A 23,579-nucleotide genomic window follows, 5' to 3' on the forward strand; every position below is an offset into this window, starting at 1 on the left:
GTGCTGCGCTCCCTGGATGGCAAAAGGTCGCGCCGGGACGGCGCGGCCGCTGCTGCGAAAGGAGCCCGCCGGCGGAACGGCCCGACGGGCATGCGTGCATCTGGCTCCGATGGTACAGGCAAAGATCCCATACAGATAGCTTGGCGCGGCGTCGCCTGTCCATTGGGACGACGCCGCGCGCCCGGCCGCTGTCTTTCCGCTCGGCGGCAAGGAGGGCGTCGGCCACCGCGCCGCCGTGCTATGCTGTCGCCGTTGCGGCGAATGAGCCGCGGCCCGCCACCGTGCCGGCGGAGTCGGCACTTGCAGTTTTGGATGGACCGTATGAGCAAAAGCATCATTTCCGACATGGACGGAGTGATTTATCGGGGCAAGCAACTGATTCCGGGCGCGCGCGATTTCGTCAACCGCCTGACGCAGGGCGGCACGCCCTTCCTGTTTCTGACCAATAACGCGGAGCAGACGCCGCTGGATCTGAGGCTGAAGCTGGAGAGCCTGGGCATCAACGGCGTGACGGAAGACAACTTCATCACCAGCGCGATGGCCACGGCGATGTTTCTGCGCAGCCAGACGCGCAAGGCCATGCCCACCGCCTACGTGGTGGGCGGCGCGGGCCTGATCAACGAGCTGTACAAGGTGGGGTTTTCCATTTCCGAATCCCATCCGGATTACGTGGTGGTGGCCAAGTCCCAGACCTTCAGTTTCGAGCAGATCAAGAAGGCGGTGCGTTTTATCGACCAGGGCGCCAAATTCATCGGCACCAACCCGGATATGATCGATCCGATAGAGGGCGGCGGCTACGAGCCGGCCGCCGGCACGCTGCTGGCCGCCATCGAGGCCGCCACCGGCAAGAAGCCCTACATCGTGGGCAAGCCGAACTCGCTGATGATGATGCTGGCCACCCGCAAGCTGGGCGTGCATCCGGAGGAGGCGGTGATGATAGGCGACCGGATGGACACCGACATCGTCGGCGGCATAGAAGCCGGCATGGGCACCGCGCTGGTGTTGTCCGGCGTGTCGTCGCGCGAATCCATGGAGCAGTTTCCCTACCAGCCGGACTATGTGTTCGAGAGCGTGGCGGAGATTGATCCGGGGGCCTTGTAAGAGCCTGGCTACGTTCTGTTGCGCGTCGCGAGGCTTTGAACAAGCCATAGCCGGTCAGGCCGGCGTCGGACGAAAACAGGGCCGCTCCCGTTTGGGGGCGGCCCTGTTTGTTTGCCGTCTAGATCCCTCTCTGCCCGGCGAGGCGCTCAGCGCTGCTCGGCTTGGGCCGCGGCTTCCCGCAATTTGTCCTTCTTGCTCTTGCGTTTGCCCTTGACGCCGCCGTTGTCGGCCGCCGGGTTCGTGGCGGCGCTCGCGGCCGCGGCCGGGCTGGCGGCGACGGGTTCGAAACCGGCGATCCGTTCGCGCGGCAGCTGCAGTCGCTGGCGTTTTTCTATCAATTGGAAATGCGCGGCGCAATCGGCGCTGACGAAGCTGATGGCCTCGCCGCTGGCGCCGGCGCGGCCGGTGCGGCCGATGCGGTGGGTGTAGTCCACCGGCGAGCGCGGCAGATCGTAGTTCACCACCACCGGCAGGCGGGCGATGTCGATGCCGCGCGCGGCCACGTCGGTGGCCACCAGAACTTGCAGACGGCCGGACTTGAGGTCGGCCAGCACCTGGCCGCGTTGTCCCTGGCTGCAATCGCCGTGCAGCGCGGCGGCGCGGACGCCGGCGGCCTGTAGCTTGCCGGCCACTCGGTCTGCGGTGTGGCGGCTGGCCACGAAGACCAGAGCCCGCTCCCAGCCATGGGTGTGCAGCAGATGGCGCAACAACATGGTGCGCCGGCCGGCGTCCACCTCGATGACGCGCTGGCGGATGTCCGGCGCGGCGACGTCGCCGGGCGCGATGTCGATATGCCGCGGCTGGTTCAGCAGTTGCTCCGCCAGCGCGCGCACGGCGGGCGGGAAGGTGGCGGAAAACATCAGGTTTTGCCGGTAGGGCGGCAGCTGCGCCAGCACGCTGGCCAGTTCATCGGCGAAGCCGAGGTCGAGCAGGCGGTCGGCCTCGTCCAGCACCAGGGTGTCGACGGCGGCGAGCCGCAGCGCATTGTGCGCCAGCAGGTCCAGCAGCCGGCCGGGCGTGGCCGCCACGATGTCGGCGCCGCCGCGCAAGGCCATCATCTGAGGATTGATGGAGACGCCGCCGAAGACCACGGCGATCTTGGGCCGGCGCGGCAGGCCCTGGGCCAGCTGGCGCAGGGCGTCGCCCACTTGCGCCGCCAGTTCCCTGGTGGGGAGCAGGATCAGCGTTTGCGTCTGGCGAGGCGAGGTCTGGCGGCCAGCCAGCCATTGCTGCAACAGCGGCAGGCAGTAGGCCGCGGTTTTGCCGGAACCGGTTTGCGCGGTGGCCAGCACGTCGTGGCCTTGCAAAACGGCGGGGACGGCGGCGAGCTGAACCGCGGTGGGGGCCGGGTAGCCCTGATCGCTGGCGGCCTGGGCCAGGGCGGGCGACAGGCCCAGTGAAGTGAATGACATGGATTGGCGTTGACGGCGATGGACTTGAAGCGGCAGGAGTATCGACGCTGCCCGCGGTCGGGTCAAGCGGGGCGGGGCGTCGCCGCAACGCGCGTTGCGCAGCGGGAAGTTCCGTTTGCGAGTACTATCTGGGCTCGCTATCAAGTTAAAGTCATACGCACATGCAAACAGAAGTCAAAGAGAAACCCCGCTACGCCCTGGTGGCCTCGGTCCAGTTGCCCGATGTCAGCGATGTCGAGTTCGAGGCCTCGCTCACCGAGCTGAGCGAACTGGCCAAGACCCTGGGCTTCCAAGTGGTGCGGACCTTTGTGCAAAAGCGTAACAGCTTCGACCGCACCGCCTATATGGGCGTGGGCAAGCTGGAGGAAATCAGCCAGTTCGTCAATCGCGGTCTTCGCAACGACGAACTGGAGGACGCGCCGCCGGTCTTGGACGCCGGCACGGTGGAGATCGACGCCTTGCTGGTGGACCACGAAATCTCGCCGTCGCAGGCGCGCAATCTGGAGCTGGCCGTCGGCTGCGAGGTGATGGACCGCACCATGGTGATTCTGGAGATCTTCCACCGCAACGCCCGCTCGCGCGCGGCGCGCGCCCAGGTGGAAATCGCCCGTCTCGGTTATATGGCGCCGCGCTTGCGCGAGGCGGCCAAGCTGGCCGGGCCGCAAGGCCGGCAGCGCAGCGGCATGGGCGGGCGCGGCGCCGGCGAATCGCATACCGAGCTGGATCGTCGCAAGGTGCGCGACCGCATCGCCGAGCTGCAGCGCGAAATCGTCGCGATGGAGCTGGAGCGCAAGACCCAGCGCGCGCGCCGGCTGGAGCGCCAGGGCCAGGGTCTGGGCGGGGTGTCGCTGGTGGGCTACACCAATGCAGGCAAGTCCACGCTGATGCGCGCCTTGACCGGCAGCGAAGTGCTGGTGGCCAATAAGCTGTTCGCCACCCTGGACACCACGGTGCGCGCCATCTACCCGGAAAGCGTGCCGCGGGTGCTGGTCAGCGATACCGTGGGCTTCATCAAGAACCTGCCTCACGGCCTGGTGGCCTCGTTCAAGTCCACGCTGGAAGAAGCGCTGGACGCGGCCCTGCTGCTGCATGTGATCGACGCCAGCGACCCGGGCTTCCAGCGTCAGCTGGAAGTGACCGATGAGGTCTTGAAGGAAATCGGCGCCGACGAAGTGCCGCGCATCCGGGTGTTCAACAAGATAGACCATGTCGGCGACGCGGCCGAGCAGGCGGCCTGGGCCGCCGAGCTGCGGCAACGCTATCCGGACTGCGTGGTGATGAGCGCGCGCCGCCCCGAGGAAGTGGCGGCGCTGCGCGCGCTGATCGTGGCCTTCTTCCAGCGAGATCTGGAGGAAGGCGAACTGCTGCTGCCGTGGTCCGCCCAGCAACTGCGCGGCGAAATCTACAGCCACTGCCAGGTGCTGGAAGAACGTGCGGAGGAAGAGGGCAGCTGGTTCCGCGTGCGCGGCGAGCCGGACAAGCTGCGCAGCCTGCGCGAGCAGTTGAACCCCGGCTCGCAGGGGCGTCAGAAGGAGTATTGGGAAGTCTGAGGCCTGAGCCTACGGCTCGGGCGTGGCGGAGCCGGGCCGTTCCTGGAACGCGCCCGCCGCCCCGCGTTTCGCCGAGATGGCGCAGACGCTTATCCTCCGTGAGCGCGCATCTGCGTATAATCCCTCCCTCGTGCCCCGGCTTTTGTCCGCGGGCATGCTTATTCATGGCATTCCGCCGGGACGCAAGTGGTCGCCGGGCTGCTGTTTTCTTGCTTCCTAAAATTCTGCAACACTGCTATTCCCAATGATTATTCTGAAAAACGTGGCTTTGCGTCGCGGAACCAAAGTCTTGCTGGACGGCGCGACAGTCAATATCAACCCCGGTGAAAAGGTCGGCCTGGTAGGGCGCAACGGCGCGGGCAAGTCTTCGCTGTTTGCGGTCTTGAACGGCAGCCTGCACGAAGACAGCGGCGATTTCTCCATCCCCAGCCAGTGGCGGATGGCGCAGGTGGCGCAGGACATGCCGGAAACCTCGCAGACCGCCACCGAGTTCGTGGTGGAAGGCGATACCGCCTTGCTGGCGGCGCGGCGCGAAGTGGCCGAAGCCGAGGCGGGCGAGGACTATATGCGCATGGCGCATGCCTACACCGCCCTGAACGACGCCGGCGAGCATGACGCTCCCGCGCGGGCGCAGGCGCTGATCCTGGGCCTGGGCTTTAGCGTGGCCGAGTTGCAGCGGCCGGTGAACAGTTTTTCCGGCGGCTGGCGCATGCGTTTGCAACTGGCGCGCGCGCTGATGTGCCCGTCCGATCTATTGCTCTTGGACGAACCGACCAACCACCTCGACCTGGACGCCTTGGTCTGGCTGGAAGCCTGGCTGAAACAGTACGCCGGGACCATGGTGGTGATCAGTCATGACCGCGAATTCCTGGACGCGGTGACCAATGTCACCCTGCACATCGACCACGGCAAGCTGGTGCGCTATGGCGGCAACTACAGCAAGTTCGAGGACATGCGGGCGGAGCAGATGATTTTGCAGCAGGCCGTGCTGGCCAAGCAGCAGGAGAAGATGGCGCATCTGCAGAAGTTCATCGACCGCTTCAAGGCCAAGGCAAGCAAGGCCAAGCAGGCGCAAAGCCGCGTCAAGGCGTTGGAACGGATGGAGAAGATTGCGCCGGTGCTGACCGAGGCCGACTTCCAGTTCGAGTTCAAGGAACCGAGCAGCCTGCCCAACCCGATGCTGACCATGTCTCAGGCCTCGTTCGGTTATCCGGCGGCGGAGGGAGCGGAGGAAGGCGCGCCGCCCGTCGTGATCGTCAACGGGGTGAACCGCTCGGTGCTGGCCGGGCAGCGCATCGGCATTCTGGGCGCCAACGGCCAGGGCAAGTCCACGCTGGTGAAGACGGTGGCCGAAGCGCTGACGGCCACCGGCGGCGAGATCATACGCGGCAAGGGCTTGAACATCGGCTACTTCTCGCAGCAAGAGCTGGACGTGTTGCGGCCGGAAGACGATCCGCTGCAGCATATGCTGCGCTTGGCGCGAGAAACGCCGGCGCAGCTGCGACCACCGTCCAACGACTGCCGCGAGCAGGGTCTGCGCAATTTCCTCGGCACCTTCAATTTCAGCGGCGACATGGTCAAGCAGGCGGTGGGCAGCATGAGCGGCGGAGAGAAAGCGCGGCTGGTGCTGTGCATGATAGTCTGGCTGCGCCCCAATCTATTGCTGCTGGACGAGCCGACCAACCATCTGGACCTGGCCACGCGCGAGGCCTTGAGCGTGGCGCTGAACGAGTTCGAGGGTTCGGTGATGCTGGTCAGCCACGACCGCGCGCTGCTGCGCGCGGTTTGCGACGAGTTCTGGATGGTGTCGCGCGGCGGCGTCAGCGATTTTGACGGCGATCTGGACGATTATCAGGTCTATCTGTTGGAAGAAGCCAAGCGCCGACGCGAAGAGGCGGCCGGCAAGCGTTAAACGGCGGCAGGCCCGCCCGCAGTCGGAAAAGTCATAAAAGGCAGTGTCGCCATGGATCGTGGCGGCGCTGCCTTTTTGGTTTGGGGGTCAGTTCAGCGGCAGACCTGGGCGGCCTCAAGGCTTGGGCGTGAAGCCCAGCGCCGCCGAGTTGATGCAATAACGCTCGCCGCTGGGCTCGGGGCCGTCCGGAAACACATGGCCCAGGTGGGCGTCGCATTCGGAGCAGCGAACCTCGGTGCGAACCATGCCGTGCGAGGTATCGACGATGCGGGCGATGCGCGCGCCGGCGGCTTCGGCCCAGAAGCTGGGCCAGCCACAGCCGGGGTCGTATTTGGCGTCGCTGTGGAATAGCAGGGTGCCGCAGCAAACGCAGTGGTAATCGCCGGTTTCGGTGCGGGTATAGTGTTCGCCGCTGAACGGGTGTTCGGTGCCGGCCTGGCGGGTGACGCGGTATTGTTCCGGCGTCAGCTGTCTTTGCCATTCCTGATCGGTTTTTTGCAGGGTCATGGTGTGCTCCTTTGCGGATGGTTTAAGTCTATTTTAGGGCCGGGCGCGGCTGCGGTACATCCGGCCTTGAGGTTTTGCTTGCCTGCGGCGCGGGTGGCGAGGGCGGTGACGGGCTCCTGTCCTGCCCTTTAGTCGTGCCGGCGGCCCGCGGAGGACAGCAACCGCATGGGGAGGTCGGGAGAACATGTCCTGTCTTATTTTTAATATATTAATTTAATTGAAAAGTACTTCTGAATAGCGCCTTTGTTTTCAAGCGTTCGGCGATTTTGGGTCTTTCCTCCAGGACGGTGTACTGTATTTGATACAAAAATCATTATCTGTTGTAAATTTTTGTTGTTTTTGTTGGGGCGAGCCATCAGAGTGGCGGCAGTGTCCGGCGCCGGCCGATCCAGCCGTGAGAAAGGATCGGGAGGGCATCTTGGCATGCCGTGACGTGTGTGGATCAAGCGATTTATAAGCGCCTGTCCAAAGCCCTGCGAGCAAGACGAGGCAAGGTCTTGCGGCTGAAGACGAGGAATAAACAGGCGCTGGAGGGGCACTCTGAAGATGGATTCGCCGTGTTGCGCCCAGGGGGCGCAGCGGACTTTGAACAGGCTATTAAGGGGACTTCATGTTGAAGCTTGGAAACGGATTGATGACGCTGGCGAGCGGTGTTCTCGGCGTGTCATGGCTGCTGTGTCCTGAAGTGAGCGCGGCGGCCGCCACCGGCATCGTGGCGGTGAATAGCGGTCAGTGCTTGAATGTCGGCGGCGGTTCGACCAGCTCCGGAGCCGGCATCATTCAATGGCCTTGCTCGGCGGGGAGCAATGAGCAATGGACTTTCGTGCCGCTGGCAAACGGCTTCTACCACATCGTCTCGCAGAAATCGCAGATGTGCTTGAATGTGCCGGCTTCAAGCCGAAACCAGGGCGTTCAGCTGATTCAATGGCCATGCCAAAGCGTGGCGGTGGCCAATGATCAGTGGAAAATCCAGCCGGTGGATGTCGGCACTTACCATATCGTGTCGGCCTCCAGCGGCCAGTGCGTGAACATCTTTTCCGGCGTTGCGACGCAGGGAACCAAGGTGGTGCAATGGCCGTGTCAGGGCAAGGCGCAGGTGAACGACCAGTTCATGTTCGATTATCCCGGCGCCAAAAGCGCGGCGCTTCCCTCCGCCTGGAGCGGTGTGATTCCTCTGCCGGTCACCCCGGTGGGCGTCGCCAATCTGCCGGACAACAAGTTGATGATGTGGTCCGCGGATTTTCCCGACGCCTTCAGCGGGGACAGCGGCAACGGCAATAGCAAGACCTATACCGCGCTGTTCGACGCGGCGAAGAACGCGCCGCTGCCGTTGACGGTGGTGACCACCGGCGCGAATCTGTTCTGCCCCGGCACGTCGATGTTGCCCAACGGCAATCTGCTGATCAACGGCGGCTCCAGCAGCCCCAAAACGCAAATATACGATTGGGCGGCCAAGCGCTGGAGCACCAGCGGCAATATGAACATTCCGCGGGGCTATGAGGCCAATACCGTATTGTCGGACGGCCGGGTGCTGACTTTGGGCGGTTCCTGGAGCGGCGGCTACAACAGCAAGAGCCGGCCCAACCGCAGCGGAGAGGTGTGGGGCAACGGTCATTGGACCGTGCTTTCCGGCGTGCCGGAAAACAATGTGATCGGCCCCGATCCGCAGGACGCCAACGGCAGCGTGTACCGCGGCGACAACCATTTGTGGCTGTTCGCCGGCAGCGGCGGGACGGTGTTCCATGCCGGCCCCAGCGCTCAGATGAACTGGATAGGCACCAGCGGAGCCGGCAGCATCGTTTCGGCGGGGACGCGCGGCAATGATCCTTACAGCATCAACGGCAATGCGGTGATGTTTGACGCCGGCCTGATTCTGAAGCTGGGCGGCGCGCCGGCTTATCAGCAGAACACGGGCACCACCTATGCGAGCAACTCGGCCCATCTGATCGATATCCGCGGCGGACCCAAAGCCCAGGTGAAGGTGAAGTCGCTGCCCGGAATGAGCTATCGCCGCGCATTCGCCAATGCGGTGGCCTTGCCCGACGGCGACGTGGTGGTGGTGGGCGGGCAGACGATACCGCAGCCGTTCACGGACTCCTATGCGGTGCTGACGCCGGAGCTGTGGAGTTCGGCGAAACAGGTGTTCCAGCCCTTGAAGCCCATGCAGGTGCCGCGGACCTACCATAGCACGGCGATCCTGTTGCAGGATGGGCGGGTGTTTGTCGGCGGCGGCGGCTTGTGCGGCGCCGGCTGCCCGCAAAATCACTTGAACGCGGAGATCCTGACCCCTCCTTATTTGTTGAACGCGGACGGCAGCCCGGCGGCTCGGCCGGTGATTAGCGCCGCGCCGGCGCAGGCGCGGCCGGGGAGCGTGATCGAAGTCAAAACGCAGCAGGCGGCGAGCCAGTTCGCCTTGATGAGGCTATCCGCGGTGACGCATTCGGTCAACAACGATCAGCGTCGGATCGCTTTGTCGGTGTCGCAACTCGCGCCGATGGCGGGGGAAATGCGTTATTCCCTGCAGATTCCCGCGGATAGCGGCACGGTTTTGCCGGGCTACTACATGTTGTTCGCGATGAGTCCGCAAGGGGTGCCCAGTGTCGCTCGCATCATCGCCATCAATTAAACGCGGCTTGGGCGCGCTCGCCTGCGGGCTTGCCCTGTGGGGGACGCCGTGCGCGGCCGGCGGCGAGGAGGCTGTGGACGGCGGCCGGCTGTTCTACGGCCAGACCGCCTTGGTCGGCCAGCTGTATGTCCATAACCGCCCCTTGGACAGCGAGTACGCGCGTTGCGCCAACTGTCATCGCCTGCAGGATCAGGCGCGGGCGGATGGCCGGTTTGCGCCGGATTTGGGCGCGCGCTTCTTGACGGAGGCCAGCGCCAGGCGCGGGGGGCCGGAGCGGGCGTATACCGAACCGAGCTTTTGCGAGATGTTGCGTAGCGGGAAGGACCCGACCGATATCCTGATCGGCACGGATATGCCGCGCTACCGGCTGAGCGCGGCGGAATGCCGGGCTTTATGGCTTTTTCTACAGGGGCATTAGCATGCAAGGCAAGGGCGGCGCGCCGTTGAATCCGGGACGGCGGAGGTTTGCGATGGGCTTGGCGGGTCTGGCGCCTTTATGGCTGGCGGGGCCGGCCGCATTGGCTAAAACCGCGTGGGCCGGAAATCTGGCCCTGGCGCACGGAGAGATTTCTCCGCCGCTGCCGCTGCCGGACTTCATGCTGAATGACAGCGATGGTCAACGGCGCAGCTTTCACGCCTTGTCGCAGCAGCGCGTGACGGCGGTTCAGCTGATTTTCACCGCCTGCTCAAATGTCTGCCCGATCCAGGGCGCGACGTTTCGGCAAGTGCAGGATTTGCTGCCGGAATCAAAGCGGGCGCGGATACAGTTATTGTCGTTGAGTCTTGACCCATTGAACGATTCGCCGGAACAGTTGCGGCGGTGGCTGGCCCGGTTTCGGCCTAAACCAGGCTGGCGGGCGGCCCGCCCCGAGCTGGCCGACCTGGATCTGATGCTGGCCACGTTCAATCAGCGTCGGACGGATTTGAGCGCGCACCATACGGAGGTCTTGCTGGTGGATTCGAAGAGCCGCTTGGTGTGGCGCTCAACGGAGTTGCCGTCGGCGGAAACCATCGCGCGCACTCTGCTGGCCTTGGCGTAGTTGGCGGCCGGCCGCGCCCCGCTTGGGGGCGCGGCCGTCTTGCTATTGAATTTCGTCCAGCGCGGCGGCCAGGTGGGATTCGTCGGCCCATTGTTCAAGCCGCCATTGCCCGTCGCTATAGCTCAGCCAGTTCAAGGCCGCGTTGGGGATGGGGAAGTCGCGGGCTTCGGACATCGGCTTGCCGGTGGCCAGCCGGTACATCATTTCCAGCACGCCGCCGTGGGTGACCACCAGCAGGGTCTGGCCCAGATGGCGGCGGGCAATGCCGGTGAAGCCGTCGCGGATGCGGCCCATGAAGGCATTGAGGCTTTCCCCGCCCTTGAGGTCGTAGTCCGGATCGCGGGATTTGAGTTGCAGATAGTCGTCGCGGATGCTGTGTTCCGCCTCGGCGTAGGTCAGGCCCTGAAACACGCCCATGTGGCGTTCGCGCAATTCGGCGCTGAAGGTGGGCGTCAGATTCAATCGCGCCTGCAGCGGCGCGGCGGTCTGGCGGGTGCGGGTCAGGTCGCTGACGTAGAGGGCGTCGAAGGCGTAGCGTCCCGGCCATAGCGCGCGGCTGAGGCTTGTCGCCTGTTCCTGGCCGGTGGGGTTGAGGGGGATGTCGGTGTGGCCTTGCAGTCGATATTCGCGGTTCCAGTCGGTTTCGCCATGGCGGACGATGCAAAAACGGGTGGTGTGCTGCATTCCTGTCTTTCTGATTTTTTAACTGCCGAATTGCGGCGGGGCGGAGTTATAGAATGCCCACGCCGGAAATGTCGCGCGCCAGGTTGGCGGCGTAGTTGTCGGTCATGCCGCCGACGAAGTCCAATACTTTCATATAGGCCTGATACAGGCTGTCGTCACTGCGGATGTGCTGTTCCAGCAAGCCCATGGCCAGGTGCTCGCGCGGGCTCAGGCGCTCGGCGCCCTTGCTGACGTAGGCGTGGGCGGCGGGGATCAGCGCGTCCAGGATGCCGGCCATGCACGGGTAGGAGGCGAGTTCGGTCACCAGCTTGGTACGGTGGCGGTAGACCCGGGTGCTGGCCAGTTCCTTGGCGTGGATCAGCGCGTCCTGCACTTGGGCGCCGCATAGGTTGATCAAGTCCTTGGCCGGGAATTCGCCGCGCAGCAGGCTGTCGTGGTGCAGCATGAATTTCTCGGCCACTTCGCTGACGCAGCGGCCGATGGCGATGCCGCGCAGGGTGCCGCATTTCTGACGCACGTCCTGCATGTCCCAGATGCGTTCGTATTCGGTGAAGCCGGAGAACAGGGTTTCGAACTCTTTGAAGTCCAGGATGCCGATCTCCACCGCGTCTTCCAGGTCCAGAATGGCGTAGCAGATGTCGTCGGCGGCCTCCATCAGGTAGGACAGCGGGTGGCGGCTCCATTGCATCACGCCCTTGGGCAGCAGGCCCAGCTCCGAGGCCACGCGCTGGAAATAGGGCAGTTCGGTGCGGTAGATGTTGAATTTGTCGCGCGCCTGGGCGGCTTCGGCGTCCGATGTCCACGGGTATTTGATCAGCGCGCCCAGGGCGGCGGCGGTCAGGCGCATGCCGCCTTCGCCGGTGTACATTTCCAGCGTGGCCAGCATGCGCAGGCCGTGGGCGTTGCCTTCGTAGGTCTGCACGTCGCGGATTTCCTCCGGCGCCAGGCCGTGCAGCCAGTGGGCGTTGCGTTCGGCGCGGAACCAGTCGCGCAACGCGTATTCGCCGGTGTGGCCGAAGGGCGGATTGCCGATGTCGTGAGCCAGGCAGGCCACTTGCACCACGGCGCCGATATCGTGCGGCGTGTAGTTGTCCGGCAGCAGGTGGGCGTGCTGCATCATCATGCCGACGCGGTTGCCCAGGCTGCGGCCGACGCTGGCCACCTCCACGCTGTGGGTCAAGCGGTTGTGGGTGTGGTCGTGGCGCGCCAGCGGGTGCACCTGGGTTTTGCGGCCCAGCCGGCGGAAGGCGCTGGAGAACACCACGCGGTCGTGGTCGATGTGGAAGTCGGTGCGCAAGCCCGGGCTGCCTTCTTCGGTGGCCGGGGTGCGGGTTTCCTTGACGTGGCCCTGAATGACTTTGAAGCGTTTGGTGGAGAGGAGTCGTTCCCAATTCATGCGTGCGGAGGAGGTCATGGCGTGGCCCGTGGTGCTGTTGTATTGATGATATGGGCGCGGCGGGCAAAACAAAAGAGCCAGCGCGGGGCTGGCTCTTGGAATGGGGTCGCGGGTTTAGCGTTTGCCGGTCTGATTGCCGACCACGCCGCCCACCGCGGCGCCGCCCACGGTGCCGATGGCGTCGCCGCCGGTGAGCACGGAGCCGAGCACGGCGCCGGCGGCCGCGCCGATGGCGGTGTTTTGTTGACGCTTGGACATATTGGCGCAACCGGACAGCAGGCTGACGGCGATCAGGCTGGCTGCAATGGCTTTAACGGCGGATTTGCTGGTCATCGAAGTCATGGAAGTCTCCAAAAACATAAAGTAGGTCTTGTGTAGTTTGAGACGCTTGGAATGCCATCTGGTTCCTGTTTCTGCGCGCCTTTTCGTAACCATACGTACAGCATTCTATATGCTGTATTGATGATTTCCAGTACGCGGCGCGATATTAAGTAAACTAATTTGTTTACTTATTGCGATGGCGAGATTAGCATGGGCCATCGTCCCATTGGTATGCGTCATGAATGTTTCCCATCCCAAACTGATTTTGCTGACTGTCTGTCTGGTGGCGCTGATGAGCACGGCCGGCGTGGCCATGCCTTATCCCATCCTGGCGCCCATCTTCGTGAACTCCGCGCCGGATGCGTTCAACCACTTCCTGGGGCTGCCGCCCAAGCTGCTGTTGGGCGTGGCCCTGGCCGCCAATCCGCTGGGCATTTTGCTGGGCAGCACCTTGATTGGAGCGTTGTCGGACCGGCTGGGACGGCGGCGGGTGCTGACCGGAACCTTGTTGCTGACCTTTCTGGGCTATTTGCTGACGGCGTACGCTTTGTGGAGCCGCTGGTATCTATTGTTCGTGCTGGCGCGTTTCGTTACCGGCCTGACCGAGGGCAATGTGGCGGTGGCGCGCGCCATCGTGGCAGATCTGCATCCGCAGTTGGACCGCGCGCGTTCCTTCGCCATTCTCAACGCGGTGCTGTACACCGGCTGGCTGGTGGGGCCGCTGATCGGCGGTTTGACCTTGCCGCTGGGCGAGGCGGTGCCTTTCCTGCTGGCGGCCGGCGCCATCCTGCTGTGCCTGGGAGTGCTGCTGGCCTTCCTGCCGGAAACCGGCGAGCGCATGCACCAGGAGCAGTCCTTGCTGCAGGTGATGCGCGGCCAGCACTCTTTTCGTCTGCTGTCGGCGGACCCTTTGCTGGCGCGGCTGTTCTGGATGCAGCTGGCCTTCGCCGTCGGGGTCAACGCTTTTTACGAGTTCTACCCCTTGTGGCTGGTGGAGTACGCGCAGCTGGACAGCCGCGGCATCGCGGTGGTGACGGCGCTGATGTGCGTGCTGATGACCTCGGCCAGCGCCTTGCTGGGCAAACTTGGGCATAAACGGGCGCCGCTGGAGCTGGCGCGCATCAATGCGGCCTGGGTGGCCTTGGGCCTGCTGGGTTTGAGCTTGCTGGCGGATCTGCCTTGGCCGGGCATAGGCTTGATTGTGTTGTTGGGCGTGCCGCTGGCGATTTACAACGCCATCCTGCCCAGCTGGTGTTCGGAGCGCTTCGCCAGCCTGGGGCAGGGCAGCGTGATGGGCCTGCTGACCACGATCTTCTGCGTGGCCAATGTGCTGGTGGCCTTGCTGGGCAGCGTGCTGACCATTCTGGACACCCGTCTGGTGCTGGTTCTGGGCGCTTTGACGTGCGGCCTGGCCGCCGCCTGGCTGCAAGGCGTGATCCGCGAGGCGGAGGAGGTCCGGTGACCGCGGCGATGAATAGCGCGGATCGGCTGCTGTATCTGCTGAAAACGCGGGGGCCTCAGACGGCGCAGACGCTGGCGGCGGAATTGGGACTGACCAGCATGGGCGCGCGCAAGCATTTGCTCGCGCTGGAGGAGAAGGGGCTGGCGCGGATGGAAGCCCAGGCTCAGGGCGTGGGCCGGCCGGCCCAGCTCTGGCGCTTGACCGAGAGCGGCCATGGCCGTTTTCCGGACCGGCACGCGGATTTGACCTTGCAGTTGCTGGAGCAGGTGAGGGAGCTGTTTGGCGAGTCCGGCCTGGAGAGTTTGATTCAACGGCGAGAGGCGCAGTCGGAGGAGGAATACCGGCTGGCGATGTCCGGCGCGGACGGGCTGGGGGAGCGGGTGGCCGCGTTGGCGCGGCTACGCAGCCAGGAAGGCTATATGGCGGAGGCGCGCCTGGACGGCGACGGCTGGTTGCTGCTGGAAAACCATTGCCCGATCTGCGCGGCGGCGCGCCAATGTCAGGGTCTATGCCGCTCCGAGCTGGCGCTGTTCGCCCGGGTGTTGGGGCCAGGCGCGGAAGTGCGGCGGCTGGAGCACGCGTTGGAAGACGGCGGGCGGCGCTGCGTGTACCGCATCCATCCCTTGGCGGAGTGAGGCGGCGCGGCGCTTGCTTTTTGAATTCATGGACTTGCGAGATCTGATTGTATTTCGCAATGCGGATTTACCGGGATAGTTTTATCAGGTACATTCCGGCGTTTTTCCACGTGGTTGGCGCTTGCCCCGACGCTGGGCGGCGCCTGTTCGGTTGTCGCTCCCCGTCCTGGGCGAGGCCCTTGCTCAGGACCGTCATGCATTTCACCATTTTCGACACGCCCGTGATCCGGCCGCTGTTCCGCTGCTTGTCCATCGCCATGCTCAAGCTGAGCGGCTGGAAGCTGCGAGGAGAGTTTCCCAAGCTGGACAAATACGTGCTGATCGGCGCGCCGCATACCAGCAATTGGGACTTTCCGCTGACGCTGGCCGTGTGTTTCGCCGCGCGGGCCAAGATCTACTGGATGGGCAAGCACACGCTGTTCGCCGGGCCGATGGGGCCGGTGATGCGCTGGCTGGGCGGCATTCCGGTCAAGCGGCATCAGAATAATTCCCTGGTGCAGCAGATGGTGGAGGTTTACCGGCGTTCGGACCGGCTGGTGGTGGCGATTCCGCCCGAGGGCACGCGCAAGGCGGTGTCCGAATGGAAGACCGGCTTTTATCACATCGCCTGCGGCGCGGAGGTGCCGGTGGCCTTGGCGTACCTGGATTACAGCCGCAAGGAGGCCGGTTTCGGCCCCATATTCACGCCCAGCGGCGATATCGACGCCGATATGCCGCGCATCCGCGCCTTTTACCGCGACAAGGTGGGCAAGCGTCGGAGCTGAGCCCGACTCCCGGAACCGCTTCAATGTCTGCCGCGCTGCAGCGGGGTGGATGGAACGGGGCCTTGAAAACCGTTTCGAAAGGCTCATGCGCCATGAGTCCATTCCGCTTTCTCAGTGGCTTTCGCCTTGTCTCGCTTTTGCTCGCGAGACTTTGAACGGGCTCTCAGGGCGCAGCGGCCTGGGCGACGGCGCTGACCGGCAGAAACTGCAGGAAGGGGCCGGCGATCAGCGATTGACCGAAGTCTATGGCGCTGCGGCGCAGTTTCTCGTCCGACAATTCCGCCAGCAAATCCAGCCTGGCCATCATTTTGCCGAACTCCCGCTCGAAGGACAGATTGCGCACGCTGCCGATTTCATTGGATAGCAAGACCGGCGCGCCGCTGATCTGGCGGTTGTTCAGCATCCAGGCCGCCACTTCCAGATTGTGCGAGGCGTTGGCCAGTTGCTGCGCGTCCAGCCCATGCACCAGGAACAGCTCGGTGCGTCCGCCGTAGGCGTCCACCAGCATGGAGCCCATGCCGTAAATCAAGGCGCCGGCCCGGTCGCCGCCAAAGCCGGGGTCGAAGGCCGCGCTCATCGCCGCGATCGAGCGCTGGCCGCTCAAGGCCGGCAGCGGGGCGTTGTTGCGGATGGAGCTCATGACCTGGCGCATCGCGGCCGGGTAGTCGGCCGCGCCGGTCTTGCGCCATTCTCTGGGATTGCGCTTGTACAGCTTTTCCAGCAGGGTTTGCAAGCTGGCGAGATTGTCGCGCATGGCCAGGTTGGCCATGCGATTGGCGCTGCTCTGCCCCAGCTCGTTGCCGCGAAAGTCGTCGCCGGCGACGGGCTTCTGCACCGGGGTGAAAGCGCAAGCGCTCAACAATAGCGCGACGAGCGGCAGCAAGGGCCTGAGCGACATGGGGGCTGAACTCCAAGAAGGTGGAATGCCCGTGGTGTACCACGCCCGCGACGGGCTTGGCAATGCGCGGCGAGCCCGCGCTTACGGCGTTTTGCCGGCGAACAGCGCTTTCCAGCCGTCCAGGCCCAGCTGTTTCAGCGTTTCGATATTCTTTTCATAGATGGCTTCCGCCTGCGGGAAGGCTTCCACCGCGCGGCCGATGCTGGCTTCGCGCAGCAGGTGCAGCGTGGGGTAGGGCGCGCGATTGGTGTAATTCTCGATATCGTTGATGCCGGTGCCATCGAACTGGAACTTGGGGTGGAAGCTGGCCACTTGCAGCTCGCCGTCCAGTCCCATGTCTTCGACGATGGCGTCGGCGATGTCGAGGAAGTCGTTGAAATCCAGGAAGCGTTGCAGCGCGCGAGGGTGGATCAGCAAGGTGGTGTCGATCTCGTCCGGGCTGCTGTCGGCCAGCAAGCGCAGTTCGGAGGCGAGCTCTTGCGCCAACTGATCCGGCTGGGCGGCGTCGCTGACCATGTAGCGCACCTGGTTCTTCACGTAGACGCTCTTGGCGAACGGACAGAGATTGAGCCCTATCACCGCTTTTTCCAGCCAGTCGCGGGTGGCGGCGATGATGTGTTCGTGATCGTCGGAGACGGACATGGGAATTCCTTGCGTTGAAGCGTAAATGCAAAAAACCCGGCGCGAGGCCGGGTTTTCATCAAGCTGTACTAATCGCGATGATTAGATGGGCTGGATGTTGGAGGCTTGTTTGCCTTTCGGGCCGTCTACGACGTCAAAGCTAACGCGCTGGTTTTCAGCCAGGGTGCGGAAGCCTTTGGCATTGATCTGGGAGAAGTGAGCGAATACGTCGTCGCCGCCTTCATCCGGGGTGATAAAGCCAAAACCTTTGGAGTCGTTGAACCACTTAACGGTACCGGTTGCCATTTTGTTAATTCCTCAAAACGAGCAGTTGAAATAAAAGGCACGAAGTTCAAGGGAAATGGCGACTGAGGTACGGACTTAATGCCACTACGACAACAACACATCCACAACTTGAGCATCCTGCGGCAGGAATAGTGCCTATAGTTCCGGGACATGGCAAGCGTTTTCTGCATGGCCGAAAGGGTTTTTATCCTGTTTTTTCAGTATCCCCTGGCATTTCTACCGGGTTTTCTCCATTTGGGCTCAGGCGCCGAAGTAACCGTCCCGTTCCGCGCGGTCCAATTCCACGCGCAACCAGTCCGCCGCCAGCGGACAGCCGTCCTCCACTTTGCCCACCGCCATGCTCAGCACTTGTTGCTTGCCGACGCCGTTTTCGCGCCAGCTTTGGCCGCCGGATTGCAGATTGAGCAAGATGGGCATCAATCGGTCTATCGCGCGGGCGAAACGCGCTTCCGCGCTTTGGCGGGCCTCGAACTCCTGCCACAAGGCCAGCAGCTCCGCGGCCATGGGCTGGGGCAGCAGGCCCAGGATGCGGCGCATCGCGGCCAGTTCCTCGGCTTCGCGCTCGGCGGCGCCGTCCGCGGCGTAGACGATGGTGTCGCCGGTGTCGATTTCGCCCAGGTCGTGAATCAGCAACATGCGCACCACCTTGTCGATGTCCACCGGCTCGGCGGCGAAGTCGCGCAGATTGAGGGCGAACAGCGCGATTTGCCAGCTGTGTTCCGCGGAGTTTTCGTAGCGGTCGACATGGGCGGCTTTGGTTTTGCGCAACACCGTTTTGAGTTTATCCACTTCAATAATGAAGGCGATGTGTTGTTGCAGCGTTTGCAGTGGGTTTTGCATGGGAATATCGGACATAAAGAGCGGACGATGCGCCGGGGGCGCAAATTATGCGCGGCGCGTGGCGGTTTGGAAAGGCCGCTGTCGCACGCTTTGCCGCATGCTGCATATACTGGAATGAAGGGCGATTGAAAATGGGAGGGGGCATGGGTAAGCAGGAGCTGACGCTGGAGATTGTGGAGCCGGAGGCGTTTCACGATTTCATGGAGGTGATGAGCGATTACGCGCCGCAGGTGGAGCACTTGGTTTGCCAGCTGGGTTTCGGCGACACCGACGCCGCTCAGATCGATCAGCTGTTTCGCTTGCTGCACAGCATCAAGGGCGACGCCAGCATGTGCCAGGTGCGCTTCGTGGTGCCTTTCGTCCACGCCTTGGAAAGCCTGTTGGAGCGGCTGCGCAGCGGCGAGGTGGTCTACGAGGACTCGATAGGCGATGTGATGCTGTTGGTGATGGACCGCTTGGGTCTGGCGCTGGAGGCGCTGGATAACCACGAACTGCTGGACGATCTGCAGCTGCCTTTGCTGATGCGGGCCTTGAACCAGGTGGCGGAGTGCCCGGTAGGCGAGCTGCTGCAGCGTTGTCAGCAATTGGTGGAGCAGATCACAGGCATTCCCTTGCACGTGATCGAGTCGGATGCGCCGGCGGACGCTGCCGCGCAGCTGAGCCAGGGCGATCTGGCGTTTTTCCGGCTATTGGCGCTGCAGTTCGAGCAGCGTCTGCCGCAGTTCCAGGGCCGCACCGAGCGCAATCTGGAATTGGCGCTGGAGGCCAGCCGTCAGGCGCCGGGGATGGTGGACGACAGGCAGCTGGAAGCGGCGGTGTATATGCACGATATCGGCATGATGCTGTTGCCGGAGTCGTTCTGGTTGAAAGTGGGGCGGATGAGCGAGGCCGAGCGCCTCCAGATGGCGGAGCATCCGGGTTGGGCGGCGGGCCTCTTGGAGAGGATGCCGGCCTGGGCCGACGCGGCGCGCATGGTGGCCCAGCATCACGAGATGCCGGACGGCCGCGGTTATCCGCAGGGCTTGCGCGGCGACGAAATTTGCAGCGGCGCGCGCATCCTGGCCCTGGTGGACGCGTTCGAGGCGGTGACCTTGAAGCACGCGCATCGGGGCTTGCGGCATTCGATGATGCGCGCCATCGCCGAGATCAACGCCTCGGAGCGCCAGTTCGATCCCTACTGGCTGGCGCGCTTCAATCAGGTGATCCGCATGCGGCTGGCGGCCTGCGCCAGACGGCCGCCGGGAGAGTAGCCGGTGTCAGACGCCGTGTTGTTTGAACCATTGCAGCATGCGCCGCCAGGCGTCGGCGGCGGCGGCGGCGTTGTAAGTCGGACGGTAGTCGGCGTTGAAGCCGTGGTCGGCCTCCGGGTAGACCACGATTTCGGAGGGCTTGCCGGCGGCGCGCAGAGCGGCCTTCATCTTGTCCACCGATTCCAGCGGAATGCCCTTGTCCAGGCCGCCGTAAAGCCCGAGCACCGGCGCATGCAGCTGGGCGACGACGTCCAGCGGCTGGCGCGGGGTGTTGGCGCCGGCCTCGCCTTGCAGCCGGCCGTACCAGGCGGCGCCGGCCTTGAGCGCCGGATTGTGCGCCGCGTACAGCCACGCCTGGCGTCCACCCCAGCAAAAGCCGGTGACGGCCGCGCGCTTGACGTCGCCGCCGTGGCCGCCGGCCCAGGCCAGCGTGGCGTCCAGATCGGCCAGCACCTGGCTGTCGGGCACCTTGCTGACCAGGCCGCTGAGCAATTCGCCGATGCTGGCGACCTTGCTCGGGTCGCCCTGGCGGAAATAGAGCTCCGGCGCCACCGCCAGATAGCCGGCCTTGGCCAGCCGCCGGCACAGATCGCGGATATGCTCGTGCACGCCGAAGATTTCCTGCACCACCAGCACCACCGGCAAGGGTCCGCCGGCCGCGGCGGGCTTGGCCATGTAGCCCGGCATGACGGCCGGGCCGGTCGGGATTTCCACCGCGCCGGCGCTGAGGCCGTCGCCGTCGGTGAGAATGGCGCTGGCGGCGATAGGCTGCACCGCCAGCGCGAAGCCCACGCCCACCGCGCTGTTCAAGAAGTCCCTGCGCGAAGCGTCGACGCGTCGATTGCTTGTCATAACGGCATTCTCCAACGAGGCAAGAGGATTGAAGTAACTAGATTAATGTCATCGGCATTGCATGGCAAGCCGGCGCGAGAGCGGGACCGCGGGGTCTTCCTTAGACCGATGGAATGCGGCATTATTCACAGCCATTGAAGCATGACTTAACGAAACGTAAATAGATTATGCCGGACTCCTCCAAAGTGAAGTTGCCCACCAGCTTCTTGCGCATCGGCCAGCAATTGCCGGTCGACGTATACGCCAAGAACGGTCTGCTGCTGCTGAAAAAAGGCCATTACGTGCTGACGCCGGAGCAGCGCGAGCGGCTGGTGACGCTGGCGCACGGCGACAGCGAGGAGGTGGCGGCGCGCTTGGAGCGCGAACAGCTGGAGCGCGCGGCGCAGCGCGAAAAAGAGGCCGCGGCCCAGGTGCAGCCCAACCCCATCATGGAACTGGGCTTCCAGACCCGCCGCGCCGAGGGCCTGCTATTGCACGGCTTGGCGGTGCCGGGCCTGGCCGGGCGGCTGGCGGACATGGCGGACGCGTTGATCCGGCTGGCCAGCAAACAGCCGGACGGGGTGCTGGCCAGCGTGTTGCTGACGCCCTATCGCGATATCGGCAGCGCCCACAGCGTGCACGTGGCGGCCATCATGGCGGTGCTGGGCCGGCGGCTGGGCATGGAGGAGGCGCGCTTGCAGGCGGTGGTGGGCGCGGCGCTGAGCATGAACCTGGCGATCACCGGCCTGCTCAATCAATTGTCGCGGCAGCCGACGCCGCCGGACGCCGCGCAGCGCGACGATCTCTACGCCCATCCCATCGTAGGCTCCGCCATTTTGCGCGAGGCCGGGGTGGTGGACGAGCACTGGCATCTTTTGGTGCAGACTCATCAGGAGCAGCGCGGCGGCGACGGCTACCCGCAGGGGCTGCGCGGCGAGGACATCCACCCGGACGCGGCCCTGCTGCACATGGTGGACGTGTTGTGTTCCTGCATCCATCAGCCTCAGCCGGCCTTGCCGGCGCTGGTGATAGGCAGCTTGTACCGCGGCGAGCTGGGCGATTTCGATCCGCAGCACGCGGCCTTGCTGATCAAGGAGCTGGGCGTGTATCCGCCCGGCAGCTTCGTCAAACTGGCCAGCAACGAGATAGGCGTGGTCACCCATCGCAGCGACAAGGCCAATGCGCCGCGCGTGGCGGCCTTGCGCAAGCTGGACGGCGCACCGTACGCGGACGCGCTGCTGCGCGACACCCGACAGAACGCCTACCGGGTGCTGGAAGCCGTACCGCTCGCGGCGGCGACGGTGAAGCCGGCCTATCTGGCCAAGCTGTGGCAGAAGTGAGCGGGTTCGGAACCGGCTCGCGATCTACCGTGCGCGGACGGGCATAATACGGTGAGTGTGGCTTAAGAAAGGCTCATACATAGTATGAGCCTTTCGCTTTCTCGGCGGCCATGCCGGGTTTTGAGCTGGCTTCGAGGGTTTGAACGGAAGCTCAGAGCCGTGCTTGCCCCAGCGGTTGCAACTGGATGCCGGACACGTCCTTGATCTTCCAGATGCGGCGGATATGGGCGAGATCGCGCTCGGATTCGTCGCGCAACCGCGCTTCCGGCAAGAAGCTCATGTCCACGTCCACATTGCCCAGATAAACCGTCTCGCCGCGCTTCAGCTCAAACGGCGCGGCCAGGCGGAAGCTGCGCATCTTGCGGCTGACGCCCCAGGCCCCGTCCTCCAGCCAGTTGGCCCAGACTTGCTCTACCCGATACTGGCCCGGCTCCAGCGTGAACAGCATCAGTTTGCCCTCGGCCATGGACTTGCCCTGCTCGCCGAACACGGTGTCGGTCAGCAGGCTGGCGCTGTCGGCCGCCACGACGCGGCCGGCGGCGTTGGCGATGTTCAGCCCCAGCGTCGCGCTGTCCGGATTGGCGGATTTGCCGGTCAGCGACAGGATGGCGTAGCCGCGCTCGGCCGGCGGTTCCAGGGAGCCGCGCAGGCGCTCGGCCATGCCGGCGCAAGCGGAGAGCAGAAAAGCGCAGAGAGCGAGGACGAAGATTCGTGTCGGCATGGTTCTTCCTATCGTCCGCCGGAAGCGGCGGCTTGGCTGGAATTGTCCGCTGTTTGCGCTTGCGGCTTCAAGCCCAGCACCAAGAGCGCGCTGAGCAGCAGCGAGCCGCTGAGCCAGAAGTAAGCCAGGGTGTGGCTGCCGGTGGCGGCTTCGATCAAGCCCAGCGCGTAAGGGCCGATGAAGCCGCCGACATTGCCCACGGAGTTGATCAGGCCGATGGCGCCCGCCGCCAGCGTGCCGGTCAGAAACGTGGTGGGGATGGACCACCACACGCCCATCGGGCTGTAGACGCCGATGGCGACGACGGTGACCGAGAGCAGCGCCACGGCGATACTGTCGCTCAAAGCGCCGATCAGGAAGCCGGCGGCGGCGAGCAAGAGCGGCAGCGCCACATGCCAGCGCTTTTCCCCGCGGCGGGACGAGGAGTGGCCCAGCCACAGCATGGCGGCCAGCGCCGCCAGCATGGGCACGGCGGAGGCGAGGCCGATGGCCAGCGGCGACCAGCCGGAGGCGTTCTTGATCACCGTGGGCATCCAGAAACTAAAGCCCCAGAAACCGGTAATCCATAGAAAATAGATCAGGCACAGCCGCAACACCGCCGGCTGCGCCAGCGCCTGGCGCAGCGTGGCCGGCTGTTGTTCACGCGTGGCGGCCGCTTCCGCCTTCAGCGTATCGATCAGATAGCGCTTTTCCTCCGCGCTCAGCCAGGCGGCCTGGGCCGGATCGTCCCGCAGCCACAGCAGTATGGCGAAGCCGTAAAGCACGGTGACGCCGCCTTCCAGCAGGAACAGGCTTTGCCAGCCCTTGAGGCCGAAGGGCTGCAGGCCCACCATCCAGCCGGCCAGCGGCGCGCCGACGATGGCGGAGACCAGCAGCGAACACAGGGTGATGGAAATGGCGCGGGCGCGGGTGTCCGCGACGAACCAGCGCGGGATCACCGAGGCGTAGATCACCGGGTAGAAGCTGGCCTCGCACACGCCCAGCAAGAAGCGCAGGACATAGAACTGCCACTCGTTCTGCACCAGGCCCAGCAGCATGCTGACCGCGCCCCAGGAGAACAGGATGCGGGCGATCCAGCGGCTGGGGCTCCAACGCTCGGCCAGGATGGCGCCGGGCACTTCGAACAGGACGTAGCCGGCGAAGAAGATGCCGGCGGCCAGGCCGTAGACCTTGGCGTTGAAGCCGAGGTCGGCGTTCATGGTCAGGGCGGCGTAACTGACGTTGACCCGGTCAAGAAAGGCCAGAACCGAGGCGATGAACAGCGGAGCGAGAATGCGCAGATAAGTCTTGCGCAGGACGGAGGTCTTGACGGTGTCGGAAGCCATGCGGCGCTTTCGCTTGAGGGTGGGATGCCGTCAAGAT

The 23,579-nt window shown here is 64.4% G+C and carries 23 protein-coding genes; 11 read left to right on the plus strand and 12 right to left on the minus strand.

What is annotated here, in order from left to right; translation table 11 throughout:
• The first annotated feature begins 321 nt into the window (after positions 1-321).
• On the plus strand, positions 322-1,101 hold the full coding sequence (locus HQN78_RS02710; RefSeq protein ID WP_107799719.1) for an HAD-IIA family hydrolase: 780 nt from the start codon (positions 322-324) through the stop codon (positions 1,099-1,101).
• 146 nt (positions 1,102-1,247) lie between these two features.
• On the opposite strand, the gene HQN78_RS02715 is transcribed toward HQN78_RS02710, so the two are convergent.
• Positions 1,248-2,513 (minus strand): DEAD/DEAH box helicase, encoded by a 1,266-nt coding sequence (locus HQN78_RS02715; RefSeq protein WP_235087760.1) that lies wholly within the window; start codon positions 2,511-2,513, stop codon positions 1,248-1,250.
• Between the two features lie 161 nt (positions 2,514-2,674).
• Here HQN78_RS02715 and hflX point away from each other — a divergent pair, with 161 nt between their 5' ends.
• Both hflX and HQN78_RS02725 read left to right on the plus strand, forming a co-directional pair.
• Positions 2,675-4,063, plus strand: coding sequence for a GTPase HflX (gene hflX, locus HQN78_RS02720; RefSeq protein ID WP_107799717.1), 1,389 nt, complete (start codon positions 2,675-2,677; stop codon positions 4,061-4,063).
• A 244-nt stretch (positions 4,064-4,307) separates the two neighbouring features.
• Complete coding sequence (locus HQN78_RS02725; protein WP_107799716.1) at positions 4,308-5,975, plus strand: ABC-F family ATP-binding cassette domain-containing protein; 1,668 nt, start codon at positions 4,308-4,310, stop codon at positions 5,973-5,975.
• 114 nt (positions 5,976-6,089) lie between these two features.
• Here the strand turns inward: HQN78_RS02725 and msrB are convergent, their stop codons facing one another.
• Positions 6,090-6,482: a peptide-methionine (R)-S-oxide reductase MsrB gene (gene msrB / locus HQN78_RS02730; protein WP_235087762.1), complete on the minus strand. Its 393-nt coding sequence runs from the start codon at positions 6,480-6,482 to the stop codon at positions 6,090-6,092.
• 610 nt (positions 6,483-7,092) lie between these two features.
• On the opposite strand from msrB, the gene HQN78_RS02735 reads away from it, so the two are divergent.
• From HQN78_RS02735 to HQN78_RS02745, 3 genes are read left to right on the plus strand one after another with little or no spacing between them, the layout of a single operon-like run.
• On the plus strand, positions 7,093-9,108 hold the full coding sequence (locus tag HQN78_RS02735) for an RICIN domain-containing protein (protein ID WP_235087765.1): 2,016 nt from the start codon (positions 7,093-7,095) through the stop codon (positions 9,106-9,108).
• Between the two features lie 7 nt (positions 9,109-9,115).
• Entirely contained in the window at positions 9,116-9,526 is a 411-nt protein-coding gene (locus tag HQN78_RS02740; protein WP_107799713.1) for a hypothetical protein, read from the plus strand.
• A gap of 1 nt (position 9,527) precedes the next feature.
• Entirely contained in the window at positions 9,528-10,148 is a 621-nt protein-coding gene (locus HQN78_RS02745) for an SCO family protein (RefSeq protein ID WP_235087767.1), read from the plus strand.
• Between the two features lie 42 nt (positions 10,149-10,190).
• Here the strand turns inward: HQN78_RS02745 and HQN78_RS02750 are convergent, their stop codons facing one another.
• The 3 genes from HQN78_RS02750 to HQN78_RS02760 form a co-directional block, all read right to left on the minus strand.
• On the minus strand, positions 10,191-10,832 hold the full coding sequence (locus HQN78_RS02750; protein WP_227107671.1) for a histidine phosphatase family protein: 642 nt from the start codon (positions 10,830-10,832) through the stop codon (positions 10,191-10,193).
• 46 nt (positions 10,833-10,878) lie between these two features.
• Positions 10,879-12,246, minus strand: a complete 1,368-nt coding sequence (locus tag HQN78_RS02755) for a deoxyguanosinetriphosphate triphosphohydrolase (protein WP_227107673.1) — start codon at positions 12,244-12,246, stop codon at positions 10,879-10,881.
• Positions 12,247-12,342: 96 nt separating this feature from the next.
• Positions 12,343-12,570, minus strand: a complete 228-nt coding sequence (locus HQN78_RS02760) for a glycine zipper 2TM domain-containing protein (protein ID WP_081545093.1) — start codon at positions 12,568-12,570, stop codon at positions 12,343-12,345.
• Positions 12,571-12,787: 217 nt separating this feature from the next.
• Here HQN78_RS02760 and HQN78_RS02765 point away from each other — a divergent pair, with 217 nt between their 5' ends.
• From HQN78_RS02765 to HQN78_RS02775, 3 genes are all read left to right on the plus strand, one after another.
• Positions 12,788-14,011 carry an MFS transporter gene (locus tag HQN78_RS02765; protein WP_158274298.1) on the plus strand — a complete coding sequence of 408 codons (1,224 nt, stop codon included), beginning with the start codon at positions 12,788-12,790 and terminating at the stop codon, positions 14,009-14,011.
• A gap of 8 nt (positions 14,012-14,019) precedes the next feature.
• Positions 14,020-14,646, plus strand: a complete 627-nt coding sequence (locus HQN78_RS02770) for a metalloregulator ArsR/SmtB family transcription factor (protein ID WP_235087769.1) — start codon at positions 14,020-14,022, stop codon at positions 14,644-14,646.
• Positions 14,647-14,840: 194 nt separating this feature from the next.
• On the plus strand, positions 14,841-15,410 hold the full coding sequence (locus HQN78_RS02775) for a lysophospholipid acyltransferase family protein (protein ID WP_107799707.1): 570 nt from the start codon (positions 14,841-14,843) through the stop codon (positions 15,408-15,410).
• A gap of 163 nt (positions 15,411-15,573) precedes the next feature.
• Here the strand turns inward: HQN78_RS02775 and HQN78_RS02780 are convergent, their stop codons facing one another.
• From HQN78_RS02780 to HQN78_RS02795, 4 genes are all read right to left on the minus strand, one after another.
• The gene (locus HQN78_RS02780; RefSeq protein ID WP_235087771.1) at positions 15,574-16,308 is read right to left on the minus strand and encodes a hypothetical protein; all 735 of its coding nucleotides are present in this window, start codon (positions 16,306-16,308) and stop codon (positions 15,574-15,576) included.
• 81 nt (positions 16,309-16,389) lie between these two features.
• On the minus strand, positions 16,390-16,950 hold the full coding sequence (locus HQN78_RS02785; protein WP_235087774.1) for a DUF1415 domain-containing protein: 561 nt from the start codon (positions 16,948-16,950) through the stop codon (positions 16,390-16,392).
• An 81-nt stretch (positions 16,951-17,031) separates the two neighbouring features.
• Positions 17,032-17,235 (minus strand): cold-shock protein, encoded by a 204-nt coding sequence (locus HQN78_RS02790; RefSeq protein WP_019101682.1) that lies wholly within the window; start codon positions 17,233-17,235, stop codon positions 17,032-17,034.
• A gap of 240 nt (positions 17,236-17,475) precedes the next feature.
• Positions 17,476-18,075: an HD family hydrolase gene (locus HQN78_RS02795; RefSeq protein WP_235087776.1), complete on the minus strand. Its 600-nt coding sequence runs from the start codon at positions 18,073-18,075 to the stop codon at positions 17,476-17,478.
• Between the two features lie 143 nt (positions 18,076-18,218).
• On the opposite strand from HQN78_RS02795, the gene HQN78_RS02800 reads away from it, so the two are divergent.
• The gene (locus tag HQN78_RS02800) at positions 18,219-19,325 is read left to right on the plus strand and encodes an HD-GYP domain-containing protein (protein ID WP_158274297.1); all 1,107 of its coding nucleotides are present in this window, start codon (positions 18,219-18,221) and stop codon (positions 19,323-19,325) included.
• Positions 19,326-19,331: 6 nt separating this feature from the next.
• Here HQN78_RS02800 and HQN78_RS02805 read toward each other — a convergent pair whose 3' ends face one another.
• Positions 19,332-20,177 (minus strand): dienelactone hydrolase family protein, encoded by an 846-nt coding sequence (locus HQN78_RS02805; RefSeq protein ID WP_227107677.1) that lies wholly within the window; start codon positions 20,175-20,177, stop codon positions 19,332-19,334.
• Positions 20,178-20,344: 167 nt separating this feature from the next.
• Between HQN78_RS02805 and HQN78_RS02810 the strand changes: the two genes are divergently transcribed.
• Positions 20,345-21,496 carry an HD-GYP domain-containing protein gene (locus tag HQN78_RS02810; protein ID WP_107799701.1) on the plus strand — a complete coding sequence of 384 codons (1,152 nt, stop codon included), beginning with the start codon at positions 20,345-20,347 and terminating at the stop codon, positions 21,494-21,496.
• Positions 21,497-21,647: 151 nt separating this feature from the next.
• Here the strand turns inward: HQN78_RS02810 and HQN78_RS02815 are convergent, their stop codons facing one another.
• Together HQN78_RS02815 and HQN78_RS02820 are read right to left on the minus strand one after the other, a co-directional pair.
• On the minus strand, positions 21,648-22,217 hold the full coding sequence (locus tag HQN78_RS02815) for a hypothetical protein (RefSeq protein WP_235087779.1): 570 nt from the start codon (positions 22,215-22,217) through the stop codon (positions 21,648-21,650).
• Positions 22,218-22,225: 8 nt separating this feature from the next.
• Complete coding sequence (locus HQN78_RS02820; protein WP_227107679.1) at positions 22,226-23,542, minus strand: MFS transporter; 1,317 nt, start codon at positions 23,540-23,542, stop codon at positions 22,226-22,228.
• Between the last annotated feature and the right edge of the window lie 37 nt (positions 23,543-23,579).

The sequence above is a fragment of the Chromobacterium sp. Beijing genome (genome assembly GCF_021496765.1).
GTDB lineage: Bacteria > Pseudomonadota > Gammaproteobacteria > Burkholderiales > Chromobacteriaceae > Chromobacterium.

Coding starts and splice junctions, on each gene's coding strand:
- HQN78_RS02710 (WP_107799719.1), top strand. CDS start 322: ATGAGCAAAAGCATCATTTCCGACATGGACGGAGTGATTTATCGGGGC.
- HQN78_RS02715 (WP_235087760.1), bottom strand. CDS start 2,513: ATGTCATTCACTTCACTGGGCCTGTCGCCCGCCCTGGCCCAGGCCGCC.
- hflX (WP_107799717.1), top strand. CDS start 2,675: ATGCAAACAGAAGTCAAAGAGAAACCCCGCTACGCCCTGGTGGCCTCG.
- HQN78_RS02725 (WP_107799716.1), top strand. CDS start 4,308: ATGATTATTCTGAAAAACGTGGCTTTGCGTCGCGGAACCAAAGTCTTG.
- msrB (WP_235087762.1), bottom strand. CDS start 6,482: ATGACCCTGCAAAAAACCGATCAGGAATGGCAAAGACAGCTGACGCCG.
- HQN78_RS02735 (WP_235087765.1), top strand. CDS start 7,093: ATGTTGAAGCTTGGAAACGGATTGATGACGCTGGCGAGCGGTGTTCTC.
- HQN78_RS02745 (WP_235087767.1), top strand. CDS start 9,528: ATGCAAGGCAAGGGCGGCGCGCCGTTGAATCCGGGACGGCGGAGGTTT.
- HQN78_RS02750 (WP_227107671.1), bottom strand. CDS start 10,832: ATGCAGCACACCACCCGTTTTTGCATCGTCCGCCATGGCGAAACCGAC.
- HQN78_RS02755 (WP_227107673.1), bottom strand. CDS start 12,246: ATGACCTCCTCCGCACGCATGAATTGGGAACGACTCCTCTCCACCAAA.
- HQN78_RS02760 (WP_081545093.1), bottom strand. CDS start 12,570: ATGACTTCGATGACCAGCAAATCCGCCGTTAAAGCCATTGCAGCCAGC.
- HQN78_RS02765 (WP_158274298.1), top strand. CDS start 12,788: ATGAATGTTTCCCATCCCAAACTGATTTTGCTGACTGTCTGTCTGGTG.
- HQN78_RS02770 (WP_235087769.1), top strand. CDS start 14,020: ATGAATAGCGCGGATCGGCTGCTGTATCTGCTGAAAACGCGGGGGCCT.
- HQN78_RS02775 (WP_107799707.1), top strand. CDS start 14,841: ATGCATTTCACCATTTTCGACACGCCCGTGATCCGGCCGCTGTTCCGC.
- HQN78_RS02780 (WP_235087771.1), bottom strand. CDS start 16,308: ATGTCGCTCAGGCCCTTGCTGCCGCTCGTCGCGCTATTGTTGAGCGCT.
- HQN78_RS02785 (WP_235087774.1), bottom strand. CDS start 16,950: ATGTCCGTCTCCGACGATCACGAACACATCATCGCCGCCACCCGCGAC.
- HQN78_RS02790 (WP_019101682.1), bottom strand. CDS start 17,235: ATGGCAACCGGTACCGTTAAGTGGTTCAACGACTCCAAAGGTTTTGGC.
- HQN78_RS02795 (WP_235087776.1), bottom strand. CDS start 18,075: ATGCAAAACCCACTGCAAACGCTGCAACAACACATCGCCTTCATTATT.
- HQN78_RS02800 (WP_158274297.1), top strand. CDS start 18,219: ATGGGTAAGCAGGAGCTGACGCTGGAGATTGTGGAGCCGGAGGCGTTT.
- HQN78_RS02805 (WP_227107677.1), bottom strand. CDS start 20,177: ATGACAAGCAATCGACGCGTCGACGCTTCGCGCAGGGACTTCTTGAAC.
- HQN78_RS02810 (WP_107799701.1), top strand. CDS start 20,345: ATGCCGGACTCCTCCAAAGTGAAGTTGCCCACCAGCTTCTTGCGCATC.
- HQN78_RS02815 (WP_235087779.1), bottom strand. CDS start 22,217: ATGCCGACACGAATCTTCGTCCTCGCTCTCTGCGCTTTTCTGCTCTCC.
- HQN78_RS02820 (WP_227107679.1), bottom strand. CDS start 23,542: ATGGCTTCCGACACCGTCAAGACCTCCGTCCTGCGCAAGACTTATCTG.